General features: G+C 35.9%; 23 protein-coding genes. 1 reads left to right on the top strand and 22 read right to left on the bottom strand.

Going from position 1 to position 22,728, the window contains the following annotated elements; genetic code table 11:
* Position 1: 1 nt before the first annotated feature.
* From smpB to nth, 11 genes are all read right to left on the bottom strand, one after another.
* Positions 2 to 445, bottom strand: coding sequence for an SsrA-binding protein SmpB (gene smpB, locus APRE_RS03985; protein WP_015777702.1), 444 nt, complete (start codon positions 443 to 445; stop codon positions 2 to 4).
* Positions 423 to 2,549: a ribonuclease R gene (gene rnr, locus APRE_RS03980; protein WP_015777701.1), complete on the bottom strand. Its 2,127-nt coding sequence runs from the start codon at positions 2,547 to 2,549 to the stop codon at positions 423 to 425. Before rnr ends, smpB begins: the two co-directional genes overlap by 23 nt.
* A 60-nt stretch (positions 2,550 to 2,609) precedes the next feature.
* Complete coding sequence (gene secG / locus APRE_RS03975) at positions 2,610 to 2,837, bottom strand: preprotein translocase subunit SecG (RefSeq protein ID WP_015777700.1); 228 nt, start codon at positions 2,835 to 2,837, stop codon at positions 2,610 to 2,612.
* Between the two features lie 160 nt (positions 2,838 to 2,997).
* Complete coding sequence (gene eno / locus APRE_RS03970) at positions 2,998 to 4,293, bottom strand: phosphopyruvate hydratase (RefSeq protein WP_015777699.1); 1,296 nt, start codon at positions 4,291 to 4,293, stop codon at positions 2,998 to 3,000.
* A 10-nt stretch (positions 4,294 to 4,303) separates the two neighbouring features.
* Positions 4,304 to 5,056 carry a triose-phosphate isomerase gene (gene tpiA, locus APRE_RS03965; RefSeq protein WP_015777698.1) on the bottom strand — a complete coding sequence of 251 codons (753 nt, stop codon included), beginning with the start codon at positions 5,054 to 5,056 and terminating at the stop codon, positions 4,304 to 4,306.
* Between the two features lie 9 nt (positions 5,057 to 5,065).
* Entirely contained in the window at positions 5,066 to 6,262 is a 1,197-nt protein-coding gene (locus APRE_RS03960; RefSeq protein WP_015777697.1) for a phosphoglycerate kinase, read from the bottom strand.
* Positions 6,263 to 6,321: 59 nt separating this feature from the next.
* Complete coding sequence (gene gap / locus APRE_RS03955) at positions 6,322 to 7,329, bottom strand: type I glyceraldehyde-3-phosphate dehydrogenase (RefSeq protein WP_015777696.1); 1,008 nt, start codon at positions 7,327 to 7,329, stop codon at positions 6,322 to 6,324.
* 70 nt (positions 7,330 to 7,399) lie between these two features.
* The gene (gene trxB / locus APRE_RS03950; protein WP_015777695.1) at positions 7,400 to 8,326 is read right to left on the bottom strand and encodes a thioredoxin-disulfide reductase; all 927 of its coding nucleotides are present in this window, start codon (positions 8,324 to 8,326) and stop codon (positions 7,400 to 7,402) included.
* Positions 8,327 to 8,334: 8 nt separating this feature from the next.
* On the bottom strand, positions 8,335 to 8,793 hold the full coding sequence (locus tag APRE_RS03945) for a tRNA (cytidine(34)-2'-O)-methyltransferase (protein ID WP_015777694.1): 459 nt from the start codon (positions 8,791 to 8,793) through the stop codon (positions 8,335 to 8,337).
* Positions 8,786 to 9,619, bottom strand: a complete 834-nt coding sequence (locus tag APRE_RS03940) for a Cof-type HAD-IIB family hydrolase (RefSeq protein ID WP_015777693.1) — start codon at positions 9,617 to 9,619, stop codon at positions 8,786 to 8,788. The genes APRE_RS03945 and APRE_RS03940 overlap by 8 nt, the downstream gene beginning before the upstream one ends.
* A complete protein-coding gene (nth, locus tag APRE_RS03935; protein WP_041449695.1) occupies positions 9,612 to 10,253 on the bottom strand; it encodes an endonuclease III in 642 nt (213 codons plus the stop codon). Before nth ends, APRE_RS03940 begins: the two co-directional genes overlap by 8 nt.
* Before the next feature lie 101 nt (positions 10,254 to 10,354).
* Between nth and rodA the strand changes: the two genes are divergently transcribed.
* Positions 10,355 to 11,521 carry a rod shape-determining protein RodA gene (gene rodA / locus APRE_RS03930; RefSeq protein WP_015777691.1) on the top strand — a complete coding sequence of 389 codons (1,167 nt, stop codon included), beginning with the start codon at positions 10,355 to 10,357 and terminating at the stop codon, positions 11,519 to 11,521.
* Between the two features lie 54 nt (positions 11,522 to 11,575).
* On the opposite strand, the gene APRE_RS03925 is transcribed toward rodA, so the two are convergent.
* From APRE_RS03925 to fba, 11 genes are all read right to left on the bottom strand, one after another.
* Entirely contained in the window at positions 11,576 to 12,202 is a 627-nt protein-coding gene (locus APRE_RS03925; protein ID WP_015777690.1) for a ComF family protein, read from the bottom strand.
* Entirely contained in the window at positions 12,195 to 14,354 is a 2,160-nt protein-coding gene (recD2, locus tag APRE_RS03920) for an SF1B family DNA helicase RecD2 (RefSeq protein ID WP_015777689.1), read from the bottom strand. Before recD2 ends, APRE_RS03925 begins: the two co-directional genes overlap by 8 nt.
* Positions 14,355 to 14,365: 11 nt before the next feature.
* A complete protein-coding gene (gene murA / locus APRE_RS03915; RefSeq protein WP_172540105.1) occupies positions 14,366 to 15,643 on the bottom strand; it encodes a UDP-N-acetylglucosamine 1-carboxyvinyltransferase in 1,278 nt (425 codons plus the stop codon).
* 6 nt (positions 15,644 to 15,649) lie between these two features.
* On the bottom strand, positions 15,650 to 16,279 hold the full coding sequence (gene upp, locus APRE_RS03910) for a uracil phosphoribosyltransferase (protein WP_015777687.1): 630 nt from the start codon (positions 16,277 to 16,279) through the stop codon (positions 15,650 to 15,652).
* Positions 16,280 to 16,287: 8 nt separating this feature from the next.
* Positions 16,288 to 17,322, bottom strand: a complete 1,035-nt coding sequence (locus APRE_RS03905; RefSeq protein WP_015777686.1) for an L-threonylcarbamoyladenylate synthase — start codon at positions 17,320 to 17,322, stop codon at positions 16,288 to 16,290.
* A gap of 11 nt (positions 17,323 to 17,333) precedes the next feature.
* Positions 17,334 to 18,284 carry a cation diffusion facilitator family transporter gene (locus tag APRE_RS03900; RefSeq protein WP_257005694.1) on the bottom strand — a complete coding sequence of 317 codons (951 nt, stop codon included), beginning with the start codon at positions 18,282 to 18,284 and terminating at the stop codon, positions 17,334 to 17,336.
* Positions 18,271 to 19,347 (bottom strand): peptide chain release factor 1, encoded by a 1,077-nt coding sequence (gene prfA / locus APRE_RS03895; protein WP_015777684.1) that lies wholly within the window; start codon positions 19,345 to 19,347, stop codon positions 18,271 to 18,273. The genes APRE_RS03900 and prfA overlap by 14 nt, the downstream gene beginning before the upstream one ends.
* Positions 19,348 to 19,350: 3 nt before the next feature.
* Complete coding sequence (gene prmC, locus APRE_RS03890; protein ID WP_015777683.1) at positions 19,351 to 20,139, bottom strand: peptide chain release factor N(5)-glutamine methyltransferase; 789 nt, start codon at positions 20,137 to 20,139, stop codon at positions 19,351 to 19,353.
* Between the two features lie 54 nt (positions 20,140 to 20,193).
* On the bottom strand, positions 20,194 to 20,397 hold the full coding sequence (gene rpmE, locus APRE_RS03885; RefSeq protein ID WP_015777682.1) for a 50S ribosomal protein L31: 204 nt from the start codon (positions 20,395 to 20,397) through the stop codon (positions 20,194 to 20,196).
* A 70-nt stretch (positions 20,398 to 20,467) separates the two neighbouring features.
* The gene (gene rho / locus APRE_RS03880) at positions 20,468 to 21,772 is read right to left on the bottom strand and encodes a transcription termination factor Rho (protein WP_015777681.1); all 1,305 of its coding nucleotides are present in this window, start codon (positions 21,770 to 21,772) and stop codon (positions 20,468 to 20,470) included.
* 47 nt (positions 21,773 to 21,819) lie between these two features.
* Positions 21,820 to 22,683, bottom strand: coding sequence for a class II fructose-1,6-bisphosphate aldolase (gene fba, locus APRE_RS03875; protein ID WP_015777680.1), 864 nt, complete (start codon positions 22,681 to 22,683; stop codon positions 21,820 to 21,822).
* Between the last annotated feature and the right edge of the window lie 45 nt (positions 22,684 to 22,728).

Raw genomic sequence — 22,728 nt, 5'->3', positions numbered from 1 at the left:
TTTAATAATTCTTAAGAGCCCTATCCATCTTCCTCTTATCATCCTTAGCCTTGATGGATTCTCTCTTATCGTATTGCTTCTTACCTTTGGCAAGGGCAAGCTCTAATTTAACTAAGCCATCTCTCTCATAGATTTTAAGGGGAACTACTGTATAGCCTGCTTGAGTTTTTTTGCCTATTAATTTATTTATTTCCTTCTTGTGAAGGAGGAGTCTCCTAGTTCTAGTTGGATCGATATCCTTATCATAGGCTTGAGAATAAGGGGTGACATGCATACCGTAGATAAACATCTCCCCTTTTCTGTCAGATATGAAAGACTCCTTAATAGAAACTTTCCCTTTCTTGATTGATTTTACTTCACTTCCCAGAAGTGAAAGTCCTGCTTCGTATTTTTCTTCTATAAAATAATCATGATAAGCCTTCTTATTGTTGGCTAATAATTTCATCGTTTACCTCCAAATCAAAGTCGATATTTCTCTGATATGTGTCTACATCCATCACCCTAATCTTAACCCTATCTCCAATCGAATAGAAGATTTTTTTATCTGTATTAAAGGCTTTCATCTTATCTTCTAGATACTCGTATCTATCATTAGAAAACTTGTACATGAAAAGTCCTTCTACAGTATTATCTAATTCAATAAATATGCCAAATTCAGTTATTGCAGATATATTTCCATAGAATTCATCGCCAATAAAACGAGTCATATACTTACATTTAAGTAAATCTTCCACATCTCTCTCACAATCTTCGCTTCTTCTTTCTGTCATAGAAAGGTGGTCTGCATTATTTGTGATTGTTTTTTCAAGACTTGTCTGATTAAGACTAGTTAGCTTGTTATGAATGAATTTTTTGACTAATCTATGAACTATTAGGTCAGGGTATCTTCTAATTGGGGACGTAAAATGGGTGTAGAAGGATGTAGATAGACCAAAGTGCATATCCCTATGCTCGGAATACTTGGCCTTCTGCATGGTCCTTAGCATCAAGATATTAATTACTGATTCAACGTCCTTACCTTCCACTTCTTCTAGAATTTGTTGGAAGTCCTTAGGATGTAGGTCATTTCCCCTTATATTATATCCCATAGTGTTAAGAGCTTTCTTAAAGCTTTCGATCTTTTCTTCTTTAGGTTTTTCGTGGATTCTGTATATAAAAGGAAAGTCCATATAGGCAAAAAGACTTGCAACTGTTTCATTAGCGGCAAGCATGAATTCTTCAATCATCTTATTGCCCGATCCTCTTTCAAAGTTTGATATATTTAAAACTCTTCCATCCTCAGCTACATCTATCTGACTTTCAGAGAAATTAAAGTCGATTGATCCTCTTTTTTCTCTCATAGTATTTAGGATTTCCCTAAGCTCATCAAAAATCCTTAACTTTTCTTTTATAAGCTCATCTTCATATACATTCTCATCATTCTTATCCAAAAATGCATTTACATCGTCATACACCAATCTATGATCAGAATTAATAACTGACTCATAAAACTCATTATCTATAACCTTGCCCTTATCATTGATTGTCATCTTTAAGCTTATGGCAAGCCTATCCTCATTGGGATTTAGAGAGCAGATCCCATTTGATAGGACCTCTGGTAGCATGGGAATTACGATATTAAATAGATAAGTAGAGTTTCCCCTCTCATAGGCGTCATTATCGATGGCAGTTCCTTTTTTAACATAGTGGGCAACGTCTGCAATATGAACATACAAGTCATAGTTTTCTCCATTTTTCTCTATAGAAATAGCATCATCAAAGTCCTTGGAATCTCTACCATCAATCGTAACTGTGAAGAGATCTCTTAAGTCCTTCCTTCCTTCAAGTTCTATTTCATTAACCGTATCCTTTACGTAAAGACTTTCCTTCTTAGTCTCCTTTGAGAATTGGTAAGGAAGGCCGTGGGCCCTGATGAGAGATAGGATTTCAATATTCTTATCGTTCTTACCGCCGATAATTTCCTTAATTCTTCCTTCAGGTTTACCGTCTTTTGGATAATTTATAATCTCAACAACTACCTTATCCTTATTTTTTGCCTTATTAAAGAACTTTTCAGCTATAAATATATCTTCACCGTAACTTCTATCGTCTGGAATTACAAAGCCAAAGCCCTTATTTTTTTGAAAGCTTCCAACTATTTCATCTTTAGCTCTTTCAATAATTTCTATTACTCTTCCCTCGGCCTTTCTTCCCTTCTCTTTTCTCTTAATAAGCTCGATTTTGACCCTATCATTATTGTGGGCCTTATTCATATTGTCTCTTTTTATAAAAACATCTTCGAAATCTCTATTATCGGAAATAAAAAATCCATACCCAGCTTGAGCCATGGATATTTTACCAATTAGATTAATCTCATCATCTGTTAGAGGCATAATTCTCTTTTTATTGGAAACTCGAATTTTATTTTCTTTCTCCAAGTCTTTTATGATATCTCTAACAGCCTTTCTAGTATATTTGTCCACCTTAAGATACTTATCTAATTCCTTAAATGTCATTGGCAGATAATTTTCATCATATACTATATTTAATATTATATCTTTTAGATTCATAATTTCTCCTGTTGTCTATATTAAAAAAGAGGCTAAGCTATATATATAGCTTACCCCTTATTAGTTAATTGCTATCATGATTAGACTAGCTACAAATAAAATTACTCCACCTGTGATAGCTACTTTGTCTAACGTTTCGTTTTTTGACTTGTGAGCGCTTCTACCAAAAACATTTGTTTGGGTTCCTGAAAGAGCTCCTAGTCCTTCTGTTTTAGGATCTTGTAATGTTACTGCAGCTATGATGATTATTGATGCAATAACTAGAACAATCGCTAAGAAATTTACCATATAGACACCTCCGATTCGTACTATGTTATAATACCATAAATTAACTATTATTTCAACAAAAGTGATAAATTGGATAGCTATTTCCTCTAAAAATCAAATTATAAATTCCCCTATATTTTTGGCAAAAAAAGACAGCCCCTAGAGGCCATCTTTAGTAATATTATTTGTTGATGTTGTAGAATGCTTTGATTCCTTTGAATTTAGCATCATCAGCAAGTTCATCTTCAATTCTTAGAAGTTGGTTGTATTTAGCAACTCTGTCTGTTCTTGAAGGAGCACCTGTTTTGATTTGTCCAGCGTTTACTGCAACAACAAGGTCTGCAATTGTAACGTCTTCTGTTTCACCTGATCTGTGAGAAACTACTGCAGTGTATCCTGCTTCCTTAGCCATTTCGATAGCGTTAAGTGTTTCTGTTAGAGAACCGATTTGGTTAACTTTGATTAGGATTGAGTTAGCAACGCCTTCCTTGATACCTTTTTCAAGTTTCTTTGTATTTGTTACGAATAGGTCATCACCTACAAGTTGAACTTTGTTTCCAAGTCTTTCTGTAAGTTTTGCCCAACCTTCCCAGTCGTTTTCATCAAGACCATCTTCGATTGAGATGATTGGATATTTTTCTACTAATTCTTCAAGCCAGTCGATCATTTCGTCTTCTGTCTTAACAGTACCTTCTCCATCAAGGTGGTATTTACCATCTTCCTTGTTGTAGAATTCGCTTGAAGCACAGTCCATTGCTATATAAACGTCCTTGCCTGGTTCATAACCTGCAGCCTTGATAGCTTCGCAGATAATTTCTAGAGCTTCTTCGTTTGATTTAAGGTTTGGAGCGAATCCACCTTCATCACCTACAGCTGTGTTGTAGCCTTTAGATGAAAGAACTGATTTTAGGCTATGGAATACTTCTGTACCCATTTGTAGAGCGTGAGCGAAGCTTTCTGCTCCAAGTGGGAAGATCATGAATTCTTGGATATCTACAGAGTTGTCTGCGTGTTCTCCACCATTTAGAATGTTCATCATTGGAGTTGGAAGAAGTTTAGCGTTTGTTCCACCAATGTAGTTGTATAGAGGAACACCAAGTTCATTAGCTGCTGCTTTTGCAACTGCAAGAGAAACACCAAGGATTGCGTTAGCACCAAGTTTACCCTTGTTTTCTGTTCCATCAAGTTCGATCATTGCATTGTCAATACCAATTTGGTCTGTAACGTCATAAGTGAATTCTAATTCTACAGCTATGATTTCATTTACATTTTCAACTGCTTTAAGAACTGATTTTCCAAGATAGTAGTTTTTGTCACCATCTCTAAGCTCAACAGCTTCCCATTCACCAGTTGAAGCACCTGATGGCACGCTTGCTCTACCAAATCCACCATCTTCTGTATAAACTTCTACTTCTACTGTTGGGTTTCCTCTTGAATCAAGGATTTGTCTTGCATATACATCTGTTATTAAACTCATTTATATCTCCTTATTTATTAAAATTAACTAAAGCTTTGAAATCTTCTGCCTTAAGGCTTGCTCCACCAACTAGGGCTCCATCAATATTTTCCTTGCCCATCAATTCTACTACATTGTTTGGTTTTACAGAACCACCATATTGGATTCTGATTTTTTCAGCAGCATCTTTGCCGTATTTTTCTGCTATTAAGCTTCTGATATATCCGCACATAGCATCGGCATCTTCACTTGATGCAGTTTTACCTGTACCTATTGCCCAGATTGGTTCGTAGGCAATAATTACTTTTTCTATATCTTCTGCTGAAACGTCCTTAAGATCTTTTTCTATTTGTCCCTTAACTTTTGCTTCGTGTTCGTTAGCTTCTCTTTCTTCAAGAGTTTCACCACAGCAAAGGATTGGTACTAGGTCGTGGTCTAGGGCTGCTTTTACCTTTTTGTTAATTAGGCAATCACATTCTTTGAAGTATTCACGTCTTTCAGAGTGACCTAAGATTACATATTTTGCTCCGATATCAGTTAACATTGTTGGAGATATTTCTCCTGTGAATGCTCCACTTTCTTCGAAGTACATATTTTGTCCACCAAAGCCTACGTTTGTTCCTGCTAGTTTTTCTTTAGCAACTAGAAGATCAATAGCTGGTGTACAAACTCCTGCTTCTACTTCTGTATCTAGGTCTAAGTCTTTAATTTCGTCTAGTAGTTTTTCTGCTTCAGAAACTGTCATGTTCATTTTCCAGTTTCCAACAATTACTGGTTTACGCATTATATCTCCTTACTTATCTTCTATTGATGATATTCCTGGTAGATCTTTTCCTTCTAAGAATTCCAAGCTTGCTCCACCACCAGTTGATACGTGAGTGATCTTATCTTTTAGACCTGCAAGTTCAATTGCAAGTGCAGAGTCTCCTCCACCTACTATTGTAATTGCATCTGATTCTGCAAGGGCTGCTGCAACTTTGTTTGTACCATCTGCGAATTCTTTTATTTCAAATACTCCCATTGGTCCATTCCAAACAACAGTCTTCGCTTCTTTGATTTTTGATGCGAAAAGTTCTGCAGTTTTTGGTCCTATATCTAGGGCTTCCTTATCTTCTGGGATAGAGTCAATATCAACTATCTCAGTTTCAGCACCTGCCTTGATTTCATCTGCTATAACAACATCTACTGGTAGTAGGATCTCTACGTTATTAGCTTCAGCTTTCTTGATTAGTTCTAGGGATAGGTCCATTTTATCTTCTTCAAGAAGAGATTTACCTATTTCTTTTCCTTGAGCTTTGAGGAAGGTATAAGCCATTCCACCACCAATTAAAATTGTATCAACTTTAGTGATAAGATTTTCGATTACACCAATCTTATCAGATACCTTAGCTCCACCTAAGATTGATACAAACGGATGTTCTGGTGCTTCTAGTGCCTTACCCATTACTTCAATTTCTTTTTCGATTAGAAAACCTACAGCTGAAGGAAGGATGCTTGCTACACCAACGTTAGATGCGTGTGCTCTATGACTCGTTCCGAAGGCATCATTTACATATAGGTCTGCAAGAGATGCAAGTTTTTTAGCAAATTCAGGGTCGTTTTTAGTTTCACCAGCAACATATCTTGTATTTTCTATTAGGCAAACTTCACCTTCCTTAAGATTTGCTACTTCTTCTTTAACCTTATCATCTACAACTTCTGGGCTTGGGAAAAAGTGGAATTTATCTTTGTAGTGATTCTCTAGCCAATCTGCTACAGGTTTTAGAGCAAATTCTGGCTTAGCTTCACCCTTTGGTCTACCTAAGTGGCTCATAAGGATTACCTTAGCGTCATTTTCTAGTAGGTAATCAATTGTTGGAAGAGCTGCTCTAATTCTTGTATCATCAGCAATTTCTTCATTATTTTCTTTTGATAAAGGTACGTTGAAATCAACTCTTACTAGTACTTTTTTACCCTTTACGTCTAAGTCTTTTACAGTTTTTTTGTTCATATTACTCCTCATATTTCCGTTAAAAAAAGGCGGAAGCTATCCCCCGCCTTTATTAACTCTTAAAGATTTGCTAGATAGTCTAGTGTTCTAACTAGGTTAGAAACGTATCCCATTTCGTTGTCATACCAAGCAACAGTTTTTACAACTTGTGTTCCGTCTGCACCTTCAACGATTTTTGTTAGTTGAGAGTCGAAAACTGAACCAGCTGGATAACCTACTATATCACTTGATACAATGTCATCTTCTGTGTAAGCAAATGCATCACTTGAGTATTTCTTCATAGCTGCGTTTACTTCTTCTACAGTTACTTTCTTTTCAAGTACTGAGTAAAGTTCTGTAATTGATCCTGTAATTGTTGGAACTCTTAGAGCTGATCCATCAATCTTTCCTTCTACTTCTGGAAGTACTTTACCTACAGCCTTAGCAGCTCCTGTTGATGCAGGGATTGTGTTTTGTGCTGCAGCTCTACCGCCTCTTAAGTCTTTCTTAGAAGCTGGTGTATCTTGGATAGCTTGAGTAGCTGTGTATGCGTGGATTGTAGACATTTGTCCTGAAACAAATCCGAATTCATTCTTTAATACGTTAACCATTGGTGCTAAGCAGTTTGTTGTACAGCTTGCTCCAGAAACAACTGTTTCAGATCCATCAAGGATTTCGTGGTTTACTCCGTATACGATAGTTTTTAGATCACCCTTACCTGGTGCAGAGATTAGTACTTTTTTAGCTCCTGCTTTGATGTGAGCTTCTGCTTTTTCTTTTTCTGTAAAGAATCCTGTACATTCTAGTACTATATCAACTCCAAGTTCTCCCCATGGAAGGTCTTCTGGGTTTCTTTCAGCAAATACTTTGATGTCTTTGCCGTTTATTTTGAATCCGTCATCTGTTAGTTCAGCGTCTCCGTTAAATCTACCTTGTGCTGTATCGTATTTGAAAGCATATAGAAGACCTTTTTTGTCAATAAGGTCGTTGATTGCTACAACTTCGATATTTTCTTCAACTTCGGCGATTCTTCTTAGTGTAAGACGTCCGATTCTACCAAATCCATTAATTGCTACTTTTGTTGCCATTATTTCCTCCTAATTAATTCTTTCTACAAATATTACTTTACTTATTTGTTAGAAAATTGTCAACATTATTTTACCAATTGCTTCCTTCGAGATATCTATTCGCAAGGACTGCTGCAATACATCCATCTCCAGCCGCTGTAACCATCTGTCTAACCTTCTTTTCTCTGGTATCGCCTACTGCAAATACACCTTCGATATTAGTCTTCATATCCTCATCAGTTAGGATATAACCATGGTTCATTTCAATCTTGCCTTCGAATATCTCAGTTTGTGGAATATATCCTATAAATATAAATACCCCAATTGGAGAATTATCATCAGATTTTAATTCTTTTTTCTCTCCGGTCTTAGTATTTTCTATTATAAGAGATTCTGCTTCCTTATCTCCCTTGATTTCTTTAACAACTGCATCAAGTTCTAATTTGATTTTTGGATTTTCCTTAATCTTGTCCACGACTACCCCACTTGCCCTAAATTCGTCTCTTCTGTGAATTATTGTCACAGATTTAGCGAATTTGGTAAGATAGGTTGCCTCCTCAAGGGCAGAATCTCCTCCACCAACTACAAATATGTCAAGACCCGTATAAAATGGTCCATCACATGTGGCACAGTAGGATACTCCCTTATTGGCGAATTCTTTCTCGCCTGGAACATCTAATTTTCTGTGGGTAGCACCTGATGAAATGATAACTACTTTGGCCTCATATTCTCCGCCATCAGTCTTTATTTTTTTAACCTTGCCATCAAGCTCTACTTCCTTAACATCTTCATACTTTATTTCACAAAATTCTTCCGCTTGCTCGAGCATCCTTTCAGAAAGACCCATTCCTGTTGCTTCATCTATTGATCCTGGGTAGTTTTCAACAAAGGCTGTTCCAGAAATCTGTCCACCAGCTACTGCTTTTTCAATAATAAGTGTCTTAAGCTTACTTCTTCCTGCATAAAGTCCTGCGGTAAGTCCTGCTGGACCTCCTCCAATTATAATTATATCGTACATTTATCCTCCTAAAATTTAAATCCATCTTGCCTTAAGGCTTCGTATAAAACTATACTAACAGAGTTAGCTAGGTTTAAGGACCTATCTATCTTTTTTGTCATAGGGATAGTTATAATTTTTTCCTTGTTCTCATTAAGCAAATCATCTGGTATTCCTTCTTTTTCCCTACCAAATATCAAAAAATCTCCATCTTCAAAATTTACATCTGAATATTTTTTCTGAGTTCCAGTTTCTATTAGGAAATATCTTTTATCCTTTACATAGTCCATAAATTCTTCTAGACTATCGTGGATTACAAGATCAACATGTTCCCAATAATCTATACCCGCTCTTTTCAAAAATCTATCAGAAAAATCGAACTTGAAGGGTCTAATCAAGTGGAGACGGGATTCTGTTAGGACACAAGTCCTTCCGATATTCCCTACATTTCCAGGATGCTCTGGCGAGATTAATACTATATTAAACACGGTTATATTCCTTTATTATTTCACAAGCTTCTCTTATTGCTCCTGAATTATTATCAGAAACTATATGGCTTGCAATTTCCTTGAGCTCTTCTCTTCCATTTCCCATAGCAAAAGAAAGCTTGCTTCCCTTTATCATTTCCAAATCATTGAGACCATCGCCAATTGCAGCTATATTTTCTCTAGTAAATCCAATTTTATCTGCAAGGGCTAGAAGGGTATCAAACTTGGATACACCCTTACTCATCAATTCAAGAACTCCACCAAAAGATGAAGTCATATATAAGCTATCAGAAAATTCGTCTCTAACTAGCTTACTAATCCCCTCACTTCCAAGAGGATGATCATTAGTCTTGTTAATTTGAAATTTGTAAGCCTTGTGATTTTTTGCTCTAAGCTCTCTTAAAGGATCATCTGAAATCAATATATTTGTAGTATATTCATTATCATTTTCCTTACGGAGATGGTCGAGTTTTTCTATTTTCAATTTATTTGAATAATAAGTGTCTAAATCGTAAAAATGAAAATCCAAGCCATTTTCTAAGGCTAAATCATAAAGCCTATCTAAATATTCATCATCTATGGGATTTTCAAAGAATAAATTATTATAATCAGATCCGAGGATAGCTCCATTGTTTGCAATCACACAAGGATCGCTACTGATTTTACTTGCAAAATATAAGACAGACTTAAATACTCTGCCACTAGCAAGAACTACCCTAACGCCCGTGCTTTCTAAATCTCTTAGGGCTTTAATATTATCCTCAGAAAGTTTCGAATTAGAATCTAAAAGCGTTCCATCCATATCTAGGGCAAATATTCTAATCATGATCTCTCCTATAAAATTCGCAGACTACATTAAGGTCACACTCTTCGCATATTGGGCCTCTTGCCTTACAAAGGGCCCTACCATGGGTTATTAATTGATGGTGGGTCTTTCTCCATCTTTCTTTGGGAATATTTTCCATCAATTGTTTTTCAGTCTTTTCTACGTTTTTAGCATCTGCAAGTCCCAGTCTATTAGATACCCTAAACACATGAGTATCTACAGCAATTGCAGGGATATTAAAGGCATTGGATGCCACTACATTTGCTGTCTTTCTCCCAACTCCCGGAAGCTTCATAAGCTCTTTTATATCTGCTGGTACCTCTCCGTTATAATCACTACACAAGATCTTGCTTGTAGCAGATATATTTTTAGCCTTATTTTTATATATTCCAACTGTCCTTATATAATTTTCTATTGTTTTAATATCGGCTTTTGCAAATTCTTCCGCTGTATTCATATCCTTAAACATCACGCTTGTAACCTTATTGACCCTAACATCAGTCGATTGGGCCGAAAGGATTGTAGCTATTAAAAGTTCAAAAGGAGTCGTAAAATTTAGCATAGAGTAATCCACATCTGGATACATCCTATCTAGAATTTCCAAAAGTTCTTTAATTTTTTTAGAATCTAAAATACTATCACCTCAAATTTATTATACTCTTCGACTGGTAAATAACATTTGATTGATAAAGACTGGCTCATGTTATATAATAAATGAAGAATTGGAGTGATTAAATGTTTAATTTAAAGAAAAAAGATTTGAAAGAGCTTGACCTTATGCTTCTGTTTGCAACAATTGCCTTAAGCGTAATTGGTCTAGTCGTTTTATATTCAGCCTACGGTGGAAATATTAGGCCCATACTGACTCAACTTTTTGCTACAATATTGGGATTTGTAATTATATTAGTCCTATGTACAATTGATTTGGACTTTATTAAGAGATCTTACTTAGGTGTTTATGGGGTGATGATTGTTCTCTTGCTCTTAACCTTAGTTTTTGGTCGAGGTCTTGATGAGTGGGGGGCGAAGTCCTGGGTTTATATAGGATCATTTTCCTTCCAGCCTTCTGAGATTGCCAAGGTAGGAATAATTTTCTCCCTTGCTGCTTTTCTTGATAAGCATAAGTTTGATATAAATGACAAGCTGACTTTATTAAAGGTTATCGCTATGGCAGGCCTTCCAATAGGCCTTATTCTCTTACAGCCTGACTTTGGTACAGCTATGGTATATGTATTCTTTGTATCTGCTATGATTTTCATTGGAGGAATTTCTTGGAAATGGATTGGTATTTTTGCTGGACTTGCAGCAATTGTAGGATTTTTCGTCTTAACCAATCTTTCTGGATATAGGCTTGATAGAATCGAAAACTTCCTCGACCCATCAAGGGATACTTCAGGAAGTAACTGGCAACAACAACAAGGTCTTATAGCCATAGGTTCAGGTATGCTTACTGGCCGTGGATATCTAAAGGGAACTCAGTCTCAATATGGATATATTCCTGAAAAAGAAACTGACTTTATTTTCTCAGTTCTTGCTGAAGAGCTAGGATTTTTGGGAGCGATTATTGTAATAGCACTTTTCGCGATAGTAATTATGAGACTTGTAATTATCGCAAAGACCTCACGTAATACTTTTATTACAATCATGCTTACAGGAATTGCGGGACTTTTGTTCATTCATATATTTGAAAATATTGCAATGACCATAGGACTTATGCCAGTTACTGGAATTCCACTTCCATTTTTCTCATATGGTGGAACCTTCCAGCTAATTAGTTTGATAAATATTGGCCTTGCCCTTTCAGCCTCTATGCAGAAGAAACAATATGACGATGGAATAATTGACGATGAGGCAATTAATCTCCTAGATGTAAGTATGGTTAGACCATCTAAAAGAAAATAATAAAAAGAGATGATATAAGCTTTCTCCTAATGGGAATTCTTCACATCATCTCTTTTAATTTACACTTCTTTCTGAACAAATAGCCAGTGTTACGACCTCACTTGCTCCCCTATTTTTTAATTCTTTTATGGTTTCTAAGGCAGTATTTCCTGTAGTTATCAGATCATCTATGAGTAGGATTTTCGATCCCTTTATTTCTTTATCTAGTCTAAAAGCTCCCCTAAGATTTTCATTTCTCTCGAATCTATTTAAAGTGTGCTGAGACTTGGTATTTTTTACCTTCTTAAATTCAACTAGTTTTTTGATTTCAAGCTTGTTGGAAAAACCATCTACTATCAGATTAATATGGTCAAATCCCCTTTTATTTACAGTCTTCCTAGATGAAGGTGAGGCCAAGATGTAATCAAAGTCAGTTAAATTCTTGTCGATTAAAAATTGATATAGCATCTCTGAAAAGACTTCTTTGAGTGAAGTATTCCTATTAAACTTATAGTCCCCAATTAACTTTTTCATAAAGTCATTATAAAAATATAAGCTGTAACAAGTATTTCCTGAGAGCTTGAAGGTATTTCCTATATAGTCTAACTTATCTAAGCAATTTGGGCAGAGATGGTATTTATAAATATCTTCTTTCTTACAAGAATAGCAAAGTCCTTCATCCAAAAACAAAAAATCAATCATCAATGACCTTCTCCATTTCTCCTATCCAATAGGAAAGGTTGGTAAATCTCCTGTTGGATTTATTATTGTCCACCATAGTCTTTAGGATTTTCTTATTTCCTAGAAGAATTACGATTTTCCTAGCTCTTGTCACTCCTGTATAAAGGAGATTTCTCGTAAGAAGCATCGGTGCTACCTGCATCATAGGAATAATGACACATGGAAATTCTGATCCCTGGGACTTATGGATTGTAATAGCATATGATAGGTCCAAATCTTTTATATCTTCCTTCTTATACCTGATTAGTCTACCATCATCAAATCTTACATCGAGACTCTCATCAATCTTATCAATATTTTCGATTATACCAATATCACCATTGTAGACACCTTCGTCATAATCCTCTTCGTGATTAATTGACTTAAGATCATAGTTATTTCTAACTTGCATGACCTTGTCATTTAATTTGAAAATCTTGTTGTTGATTTTTAATAGATTTTTCTCCTTGTTAATAGATTCTTGGATATGATCATTAATATTGACCACTCCCCAATCAGTCTTCTTGGACGGGGATAGGATTTGTATGTCCTTAATGGGATCGAAATTATAATATTTTGTAAGTCTTTCTTTCACCAAGGATGTAAGTACAGAAATGAAGTCGGAAGCAGCTGTATCGATAAAGAAGAAGTCCTTATCTTTTTCATTTAAGATAGGGTATTTTCCTTGGTTTATCCTGTGGGCATTAACAATGATATTAGACTTACCTGCTTGCCTAAATATTTTCTTAAGTCTAACAGACTCAACATTCGTATTTAAAATATCCTTCAAAACATTGCCCGGACCAACCGAAGGTAACTGGTCGCTATCTCCAACGAGGATTATCGCAGTCTTATCTCCAATTGCTGCCATCAAATTTTTCATTAGGAAGATATCGACCATACTGGTCTCATCGACTATAATATAGTCCTTATCTATGGGATTTTCCTCGTTGAACTCAGCTACAACTTCATCGGGTCTTATACCTAATAGCCTGTGTATGGTGTAAGCATCTTCTCCAGTCGATTCCTTAATCCTCTTTGCCGCCCTTCCAGTCGGTGCTGTTAAGGCATAGGATAGGCCGTTTTGGGATAGTATTTTACAAATAGCATTTATTATAGTAGTCTTACCTGTACCTGGACCTCCAGTTATAACAAGGACCATGGATTCAAAAGCTTTTTCTATTGCTATTTTTTGTTCATCAGAGAACACAGAAAGATCATAGTCGATTTTGACATCGAAACCATATTTTTCATTAATTTTACTCGCTATAGCCATAGCTACTGATTTTTCTGCCTTAAGGAGATTAGAACTATAGATATAATTGATATCCTCAATTTCTACCAAAACTAATTTACCAGCAATTATATCATCATTAATTACTTCTTTTATTCTCCCTTCTTCAAGCTTTAAAAGATTGGCAGATTTTTGGGACAGAGTATTGTATTTAAGACAAGTATGACCGTTAAATTCTGCCTCTGTATTTAGTATGTAGTAGACTCCTGCAGAAATCCTAAACTTGGAAGTAAGGTCCATCTGCATATTTATGGCTATGTTGTCGGCCATAGTAAAGCCTACTCCCCTTATATCTTCTATTAATTTATAGGGATTAGCCTTTACTACATCGACTGTCGATTCACCGTATTTTTTATAAATTTTCATAGACAGATTATAGGATAAATTTAGTCCTTGGAGGTATTCGATTGCCCTTCTCGAGTCTCTTGTATCTTCTGCAGAAAGCTTTATATCTTCAAGCTTTTTCTTGCCAATTCCATCTACCCTTAGTAGCTTATCAGGGTCATTATAGACAATGTCCACAGAATCCTTGCCAAAAACATCAAAGATAGCTCTAGCAGTTTTTTTGCCAATACCTTTTAGGTTTCCAGAAGATAGAAATTTCACGACAGCTTCCCTAGAAGATGGCTTTACAAGTCTTATTGAAGATATTTTGAATTGTTCACCATACTTGTCGTGATAGACTATATCTCCTTCCATCTCGACATTATCGCCCTCATTAAAAAAGGGCATAGTCCCAACACAAGTTATATCAGAATCTGAAGTGTCTACAGCCATAATTGTGTATCCATTCTCGTCGTTTCTAAATATAATGTTGGTGACTATGCCTTTAATCTTCATTTTGTTTCCTATTAATCAACTGTAACTCTTTTGATATCTGCTCCAAGCTTGGTCAACTTATCAACGAGATTACTATATCCCCTATCTATATGATAAATCTCAGAAACTCTAGTCTCTCCTTCAGCGACCAGGCCTGCCATAACAAGGGCAGCTCCAGCTCTTAGATCTGTTGCCTTGACACTTGCTCCATGAAGTTTCTCAACTCCTGCAATCGTAGCCCTGTTTCCAGAAGTTGCTATAGCAGCTCCCATCTTGGAAAGCTCTTCTACATGCATGAACCTATTTTCAAATACAGTTTCTTGAATCCTACTTTCTCCGTCGCTTAGGGTTAGAAGGGCCATAAACTGTGCTTGCACATCTGTAGGAAAGCCCGGATATGGAAGAGTTTGGATATTGGTTGCCTTGAGTCTATTTGAAGCCTTTACAAAAATAATATCTTCTTCTTCGATTTCTTCAATATCTGCACCGATTTCTATTAGCTTTGCTATAACAGGTCTGATGTGAGAGCCTATTACATTAGTAATCTTCACATCTCCTCTTGTCATAGCAGCTGCTAGCATATAGGTTGCTGCTTCTACCCTATCAGGAATAATTGTGTGTCTTGTTCCTGTAAGCTTTTCTACACCAGTAATAGTAATTGTAGAAGTTCCTGCTCCCTTGATCTTTGCCCCCATTTTGGATAGGAAGGATGCAAGGTCTACTATCTCAGGCTCCTTGGCCGCATTTTCTATTACAGTTTCACCTTCCGCAAGGGTGGCTGCCATGATAATATTTTGAGTTGCTCCAACCGAAGGGAAATCTAGGTAAATTTCATCGCCTATCAAGCCCTCATTTGCTTCTATAGCAATCTCATCATCATTTATCCTAGTATCTGCACCCAAGGCGTTGAAGCCCTTAAGGTGAAGGTCAATCGGCCTTGAACCAATATTGCAACCACCTGGTGCTCTGGTATAGGCCTTGTGGAATCTTGAAAGAAGTGGGCCCATGACTACAAAGGATGCTCGCATCTTATCCATAAGCTCATAAGGAGTCTCGCAGGTATTTATTCCACTTGAGTCTATCCTTAAGCTATTTTTTCCTATATATTCTACCTCTGATCCAAGATGTTTTAATACATCTACCATTATTTCAACATCTTTAAGCTCTGGGACACCATCTAGGATTATCTCTTCAGTACCTAAAACACAAGCAGCAAGAATTGGCAGGGCAGAGTTTTTTGCACCGGAGATTTCTACTTCTCCCGTAAGTGGTCCATTTGAATTTATTATTAGTATCTCTTTACTCATCATATGTCCTTATTTTGTACCGAACAATCTGTCTCCAGCATCTCCCAATCCAGGAACAATATATCCATTTTCGTTGAGATTCTCATCCATTTGGGCTACGAAAATATCTACATCATCGTGTTTTTCTTGGATAGCCTTTATTCCTTCTGGTGCTGCTATTATACAAAGAAGCTTAATTGACTTACAACCTCTTTCCTTAAGCCTTTCTACAGCGTCGTTTACTGATCCACCTGTAGCAACCATTGGATCTACTACCAAGATATCTCTGTTTCCAATGTCATTTGGAAGCTTGCAATAATACTCAACTGGCTCTAGAGTCTCTTCATTCCTATACATTCCTATATGGCCGATTTTGGCTGCTGGAAGTACTTCAAGAACCCCATCAACCATACCAAGTCCTGCTCTTAGGATTGGAACTACAGCTTGCTTTTTGCCTGCTAATCTATATCCTGTTGTCTTTGTAATAGGTGTTTCCATTTCAAATTCTTCAAGGCTTAAATCCTTGCTTGCTTCATAGGCAAGAATCATTGCAATTTCTGTTACCAAGGACCTAAACTCATTAGCCCCTGTATTTTTATCTCTTAAAATTGTTATCTTGTGTTTAATTACTGGATGATCTAGTACATTTACTTTTCCCATATGCCCTCCTATAAATATTCTATATTGCCTGCGGCAGATTTTTTCATTCTATTCATTATACTCTTACCCAAGTTATTATCCATTACACCTTCGGCTAGTATAAGATCTACTTTTAATTTGTCCATCTTTCTTAAAGCTGTAAATAGGACATGACTCATTTGACTTAAGTCACTTCTATCGCCAAAAGAAATCCTCTCAAATCCTTCAAATCTTTTCATATTATCTTCAAATACCAAGACTCCAACTTTGATTCCCTTATTTTGATATTCTCTAGCTTTTTTGTAAATAAAATCAGAAGCCATATCTCCTACATAAACCTGCATTCTTGCTTTTGGAGCATAGTGTTTGTATTTTTGACCTGGAGATTTGGGAATCTTATTATCATCAACTAAGGCATCATCTAAGGCTACATTAGGAAGAATTTCCCTTATATACTCCAAAGTATAAAAGCCCGGCCTTAGGATTGTAGGTGTATCTTCTGACATGTCAATTACAGTCGACTCTATTCCTATATTGCAATCTCCACCATCTATTATCAAGGGAATCTTTCCATTAAGATCGTAATAACAGTCGCTGGCATTAGTTGGCGATGGTCTACCAGATATGTTTGCAGAAGGAGCTGCTATTGGAATATTAGCCTCTTCAATAATTCTTCTTGCGATTTCATCTACTGGAAATCTCACAGCGACTGTATCTCCTCCAGCAGTTACAACTTCTGGTATAATTTCAGATTTTTTGAAAATCATAGTCAATGGTCCCGGCCATAAAGTCATAAGCTTTTTGGCATCATCGCTTACATCTTCAACTAGATTATATAACATTTCTTTATTGGAAATATGTAAAATTAGGGGATTATCAGCCGGCCTATTCTTAGTCTTGAAAATATTTAGACAAGCCTTCTCGTCTAGACCATTTGCTCCTAGCCCATAGACTGTCTCGGTAGGAATTGCAACAAGCTCACCTCTCCTTAGAAGAACTGCAGCTCTTTTTATGATATCCTCATCTATATTTTCTCTATCGATCTTTAAAACTTCTGTTTCCATTACATCTTCTTTCACTTATCTTCAATTACACAATAGGTTGGATCCATGTGAATTGTTATCTTTACTTTTGTTTTCTTATAAATTTCTCTTTCGATCTTATCGATTTCCCTATGAACTTTTTCTACCGTAAGGTTGGCTGGAACTTCAACGTGGACAGACCCAGCCATCCTTCCCTTGCCGTATTCGTGAATTTGTAAGTCATGGTAACCAATAGCCAAATCACTTGTCATAATTATCTCATCAATTTTGTTTTCTATCTTGCTGTCGACTCTTTTTCCAAGAAGGACTGCTGTAGTATCCTTAAACATCTCAAGACCTGGATAGAATACAAAAAATGAAATGATAATACCCATAATAGCATCTATATTGAAGCTTACATAAGCTTGTAAGATTGATCCGACAAGTATTGCACTTGTTGCTATTATATCATTTCTAGCATCAAGCATTACTCCAAGATTTAATTCGCTGTCGAGATCCTTGTATAGTTTCTTATTTAGTAAGTAAATATATACTTTGAAAGCATTACTAAGAAGTAATATTACTAAGGTTAGAAAACTTATACCATCGAAATAATTATCACTAAAACTTTTTACAGAATTTACGAAAAGAGTAAATCCTACATACATAATTATGATTGAAACTAACAAGCTAATTACATACTCACTTCTACCATGGCCAAAAGGATGTTCCTTATCTGCAGGCTTTTTGCTGATATTTGATCCGAGAAGTGCCATCAATGAAACTACAGAATCCGATAAGTTGTTAAAGGCGTCGTTTATGATAGCCTGAGAGTGGATTACGAATCCAAGACTTGCCTTCATTATAAATAGCAAGACATTTATAGCTATGCCTATAGATGAAGACAAGGATATTAATGAAAGTCTATAGGTAAATTGATCCATATCATAGGATTTTTTAATAAACTTTCTCGATAAGAATTCAAACAACCTATTCTTCCTCACCTATTTTCTCTAATTTTCTAGTTTGATCTTCAGCAATCAAGGAATCGATCATCTCGCCTATATTCCCATTGAGGAAGTCATCTAACTGGTAAATTGTCTTGTTGATTCTATGATCTGTAATTCTTCCTTGAGGGAAATTGTAGGTTCTGATTCTTTCAGACCTATCACCGGTACCGACTTGGCTTTTTCTGTTATCAGCTATTTCTTTGTTTCTCTTTTCCTCTTCAAGTTCATATATACGGGCTAGGAGAATCTTCATAGCCTTTTCTTTATTCTTGATTTGGCTTTTCTCATCTTGCATGCTTACAACGATACCTGTTGGGATGTGGGTAAGTCTTACGGCTGAGTCTGTTGTATTTACAGATTGTCCACCGTTTCCTGATGATCTGAAGACATCAGTTCTAATATCATTAGGGTCCAGTTCAACATCTACTTCATCTACTTCTGGCAAAACTGCAACTGTAGCTGTTGAAGTATGGATTCTACCACCTGATTCTGTTTCAGGAACTCTTTGGACTCTGTGAACGCCAGATTCATATTTAAATCTTGAATAAGCTCCTTCACCTCTAATCATAAAGGTAGCTTCCTTGATTCCACCGACACCTTGGCTGCTTACTTCGACATCTTCTGTCTTGTAGCCTTCCTTATCGGCATACATATGATACATCCTGTAAAGGTCTCCTGCGAAAAGTCCAGCCTCGTCTCCACCAGCTCCTGGTCTGATTTCAACAATAACGTCTCTTGAATCGTTAGGATCTTTTGGGATAAGGAGAATTTTCATCTCTTCCTTGTACTTTTCTAAAAGCTTTTCATTTTCTTTTATTTCGTCTTTTAGCATTTCGACCATATCTTGATCGTCTGCTTCACCTATTAACTCTTTGTTTTCTGCGATTGTAGACTCAGAGTCTTTGATTTCGTCATATTTTTCGACTATTGGTTTTAGAGAGTTATACTCCCTAGTTATCTTAGTTAATTTAGAAATATCTGCCAAAACATCTGGATCTATCATTTTTTTCTCAAGATCCAAATAGTTTTCCTTAATATGTTCAATATTTTCAAACATCTTTTATCCTTTCTCAGCGATTATAAATCTATCAAAATCATTATAATCCTTCATACATTTAATATTTTTAAAATCAGATTCGTTCAAAAGCTCGCATATCCTTTGCTTTTGGTCATATCCAATTTCAAAAACAAGTCTTCCTCCATCATTAAGATAAGAATTTGCTTCTTTTATTATTCGTTTGTAAAAATATAGGCCATCTTCACTTGCTAATAAAGCCGACTTTGGCTCATGGTACAATCTCTCATCTAACTTGTCATAATCAGTCTGATTTATATAGGGAGGGTTCGATATTATTATATCAAATTTTTCTGAAATTTCCTCAAACAAATCAGATTTTATAAAAGAAACATTAGAAGCTTTTAATCTCTTCTTATTTTCCCTAGCAAGGCTTAAGGCTTTCTCTTCTATATCACTTCCTATAATTTCGCTAGTAGGTAAATTTCTAGCTAGACTTATCGATATAGCTCCAGAACCAGTTCCTATATCGAGTATTCTATTTTTCTTATAAGGAGATTTAATAATAAAATCCACTATAATTTCAGTTTCAAATCTTGGTATAAGAGCTCTCTCGTCTACCTTAAAGTTAAGTCCATAAAATTCCCATTCTCCTATAGCGTATTGGAGAGGATATCCTTCACTATATTTTTTAAGTATCTGATCTAATTTTAAGCTTATTTCACTGTCGAGCTCTTCCTCACTTTTTAGGATAACCGAGCTCTTGTTAGTATCTAGGAGATAAGTTAGAGCAATCAGACTAATATCATAATTTTTATCTAAATAATCTTTTATTTTCTATTTTTTATACACAAAAATAAGGTAAGTCGCCTTACCTTATAATTTCTACTATTTTCTACCGTATTTTTTGTTAAATTTCTCAACGTTACCACCACGTTCAGCATTTCTTTGTTTACCTGAGTAGAATGGGTGACAATTGTTGCAAACTTCTACTTTGATTTCATCTTCAGTAGAACCTACAGTAAATTCATTCCCACATGAAATGCATGTTACTTTTGCTTGGTGATATTCTGGATGTAAGTCTTTTTTCATATAACACCTCTTGTTTCTTCTTTCAATAAGCAATTAATATCATACCATCCGCCCTCAATTATTGCAAGCCCTAGTATGAATTATTTATCAATTCTATAAACTTCTTGTTATCTTCTGTTCTTCTCATCCAATCTATTAACTCGACTATGGATTCTGCGTTATTCATATTGGACTTTCTTAACTTGATTACTGCCTCTAGTTCCTTATCTGTAAGGAGTAGATCTTCTCTTCTTGTAGAAGACTTCTCTATATTAATAGCTGGGAATATTCTCCTATCGGCAAGTCTTCTGTCTAAGTGAATTTCCATGTTACCAGTTCCCTTAAACTCTTCAAAGATCATATCATCCATCCTAGAACCTGTATCGACTAATGCTGTAGCAAGTATGGTAAGGGAGCCGCCATCTTCTATGTTTCTAGCTGCGCCAAAAAATTGCTTTGGTCCTACAAGAGCTAGGGGGTCAAGTCCTCCAGATAGAGTCCTTCCAGATTGTGGAGTCATAATATTGTAAGCCCTAGCAAGTCTAGTTATTGAATCTAAAAGTATTACAACGTCCTTTTTTTCTTCTACGAATCTCTTGGCCCTTTCTAGAACCATCTCCGCCATGTCTATATGGCTTTGGGGTGTTTTATCAAAGGTAGATGCTGCAACTTCTGTACGCATAAGCTCGTTTTCTGGATCCCTATATTTGTTTACATAGCGAATAAAGTCAGTTACCTCTTCTGGTCTTTCATCTATTAATAGAACTATTATTTTGATATCGTCATAATTTTTTTCTATTGATCTTTCAATATCTTTGATGAGAGTGGTCTTTCCTGCCTTGGGTTGGGAGACAATCAAACCTCTTTGGCCACGACCTATTGGACTTATAAAATCTATGATTCTTTCAGAAAAGTGATCCTTACTTGTTTCTAAGGATATTTTCTCTTTTGGGTAAATTGGGGTTAGATCTTCAAAATATGGCCTATTATAGGCAACTCCTGGATTGATGCCGTTAACATCAGATACAAAAATTAGCGGTGCGAACTTATCTCTAGCATGTTTTTCTCTTGCGATTCCTCTTATGTAATCACCTGTCTTTAGTCTAAACATTTTAATCTGCTTAGGTGGAACATATATATCGTCATCTCCACTTTCATAAAGTTGAGTACGGAGGAAGCCATATCCATCTGGTAAGATTTCCAGGATTCCATCACAATCGAACTTTTGACCTAGATCATTTTCAGCTTCTTCTTTTTTCTCTTCGTTTCTATTTGCTTCTTCTTCCTCAATTAGCTTGATGAGTTCATCTTTTCTATATTTACTTATAGATTCGATGCCCATTTCTTTGGCCAATTCTTTTAATTCTACTAGTTTTTTATCTTTTAAATTATCCATATATTCCTTTATAGAAAAAAGGAGCCCTGAGGCCCCCATTCTCTTTGTTATTTTGCACTATTTTCAGAACCAAACATGTCAATTTTTTCTTCGACTTTATCGATTACAGCTTGTGTTCCATCTGCTAATAATTTTCTAGGGTCAAAGCCTTTACCTTCTTGATCTTTGCCTGCTTCTATATATTTTCTTGTAGCTTCAGCAAATACAAGTTGACATTCTGTGTTTACGTTGATTTTTGAAACTCCTAGGCTGATAGCTTTTTTGATTTGATCATCAGGAATTCCTGTACCACCGTGAAGAACTATTGGCATATTTACTGCATCAGAAATTTCTTTTAGTCTATCAAAGTTAAGTCCTTGCCAGTCAGCTGGGTAAACTCCGTGGATGTTTCCGATACCTGCTGCTAAGAAGTCTATTCCAAGACCTGCAATCTTCTTGCATTCTTCAACGTCTGCAAGCTCTCCTGCTGATGTAACTCCATCTTCTTCTCCACCGATTCCGCCAACTTCAGCCTCAACAGAGATTCCTTTAGAGTGAGCAAGCTCAACAATTTCTTTTGTTTTTTCAAGGTTTTCATCTAATGGGAAGTGTGAACCATCAAACATTACTGAAGTAAATCCAGCTTCGATAGCTTTCTTTGCTCCTTCATATGAACCATGGTCAAGGTGAATTGCTACAGGAACTGTAATTCCCATTTCATCATGCATAGCTTTTACAAGATCAGCAACTACTCTAAAGCCTCCCATGTATTTGATAGCTCCCTCAGATGCTGCTATTATAACAGCTGTTTGTTTTTCTTCGCTTGCTTTAAGGATTGCTTTTGTCCATTCAAGGTTGTTTGTATTGAAGTGACCAATTGCATATCCATTTGCGTAAGCTTTATCTAACATTTCTTTTGCATTAACTAACATATTGTCTCCTTATAGTTCTTATTTTTTCTTTCAGTATAATAATAC

The organism is Anaerococcus prevotii DSM 20548, assembly GCF_000024105.1.
Lineage (GTDB): Bacteria > Bacillota > Clostridia > Tissierellales > Peptoniphilaceae > Anaerococcus > Anaerococcus prevotii.
Note: the sequence above shows the minus strand (reverse complement) of the source record. Positions and strands in the feature narration are given on the sequence as shown.

Excerpts from the sequence above, each read along its gene's own strand:
- trxB (WP_015777695.1), bottom strand. The coding sequence starts at position 8,326 with ATGTACGATATAATTATAATTGGAGGAGGTCCAGCAGGACTTACCGCA.
- APRE_RS03905 (WP_015777686.1), bottom strand. The coding sequence starts at position 17,322 with ATGGAAACAGAAGTTTTAAAGATCGATAGAGAAAATATAGATGAGGAT.
- eno (WP_015777699.1), bottom strand. The coding sequence starts at position 4,293 with ATGAGTTTAATAACAGATGTATATGCAAGACAAATCCTTGATTCAAGA.
- rho (WP_015777681.1), bottom strand. The coding sequence starts at position 21,772 with ATGGATAATTTAAAAGATAAAAAACTAGTAGAATTAAAAGAATTGGCC.
- APRE_RS03940 (WP_015777693.1), bottom strand. The coding sequence starts at position 9,619 with ATGATTAGAATATTTGCCCTAGATATGGATGGAACGCTTTTAGATTCT.
- APRE_RS03925 (WP_015777690.1), bottom strand. The coding sequence starts at position 12,202 with ATGATTGATTTTTTGTTTTTGGATGAAGGACTTTGCTATTCTTGTAAG.
- tpiA (WP_015777698.1), bottom strand. The coding sequence starts at position 5,056 with ATGCGTAAACCAGTAATTGTTGGAAACTGGAAAATGAACATGACAGTT.
- rnr (WP_015777701.1), bottom strand. The coding sequence starts at position 2,549 with ATGAATCTAAAAGATATAATATTAAATATAGTATATGATGAAAATTAT.
- rpmE (WP_015777682.1), bottom strand. The coding sequence starts at position 20,397 with ATGAAAAAAGACTTACATCCAGAATATCACCAAGCAAAAGTAACATGC.
- fba (WP_015777680.1), bottom strand. The coding sequence starts at position 22,683 with ATGTTAGTTAATGCAAAAGAAATGTTAGATAAAGCTTACGCAAATGGA.
- prfA (WP_015777684.1), bottom strand. The coding sequence starts at position 19,347 with ATGTTTGAAAATATTGAACATATTAAGGAAAACTATTTGGATCTTGAG.
- secG (WP_015777700.1), bottom strand. The coding sequence starts at position 2,837 with ATGGTAAATTTCTTAGCGATTGTTCTAGTTATTGCATCAATAATCATC.
- gap (WP_015777696.1), bottom strand. The coding sequence starts at position 7,329 with ATGGCAACAAAAGTAGCAATTAATGGATTTGGTAGAATCGGACGTCTT.
- APRE_RS03960 (WP_015777697.1), bottom strand. The coding sequence starts at position 6,262 with ATGAACAAAAAAACTGTAAAAGACTTAGACGTAAAGGGTAAAAAAGTA.
- recD2 (WP_015777689.1), bottom strand. The coding sequence starts at position 14,354 with ATGAAGATTAAAGGCATAGTCACCAACATTATATTTAGAAACGACGAG.
- smpB (WP_015777702.1), bottom strand. The coding sequence starts at position 445 with ATGAAATTATTAGCCAACAATAAGAAGGCTTATCATGATTATTTTATA.
- murA (WP_172540105.1), bottom strand. The coding sequence starts at position 15,643 with ATGATGAGTAAAGAGATACTAATAATAAATTCAAATGGACCACTTACG.
- upp (WP_015777687.1), bottom strand. The coding sequence starts at position 16,279 with ATGGGAAAAGTAAATGTACTAGATCATCCAGTAATTAAACACAAGATA.
- rodA (WP_015777691.1), top strand. The coding sequence starts at position 10,355 with ATGTTTAATTTAAAGAAAAAAGATTTGAAAGAGCTTGACCTTATGCTT.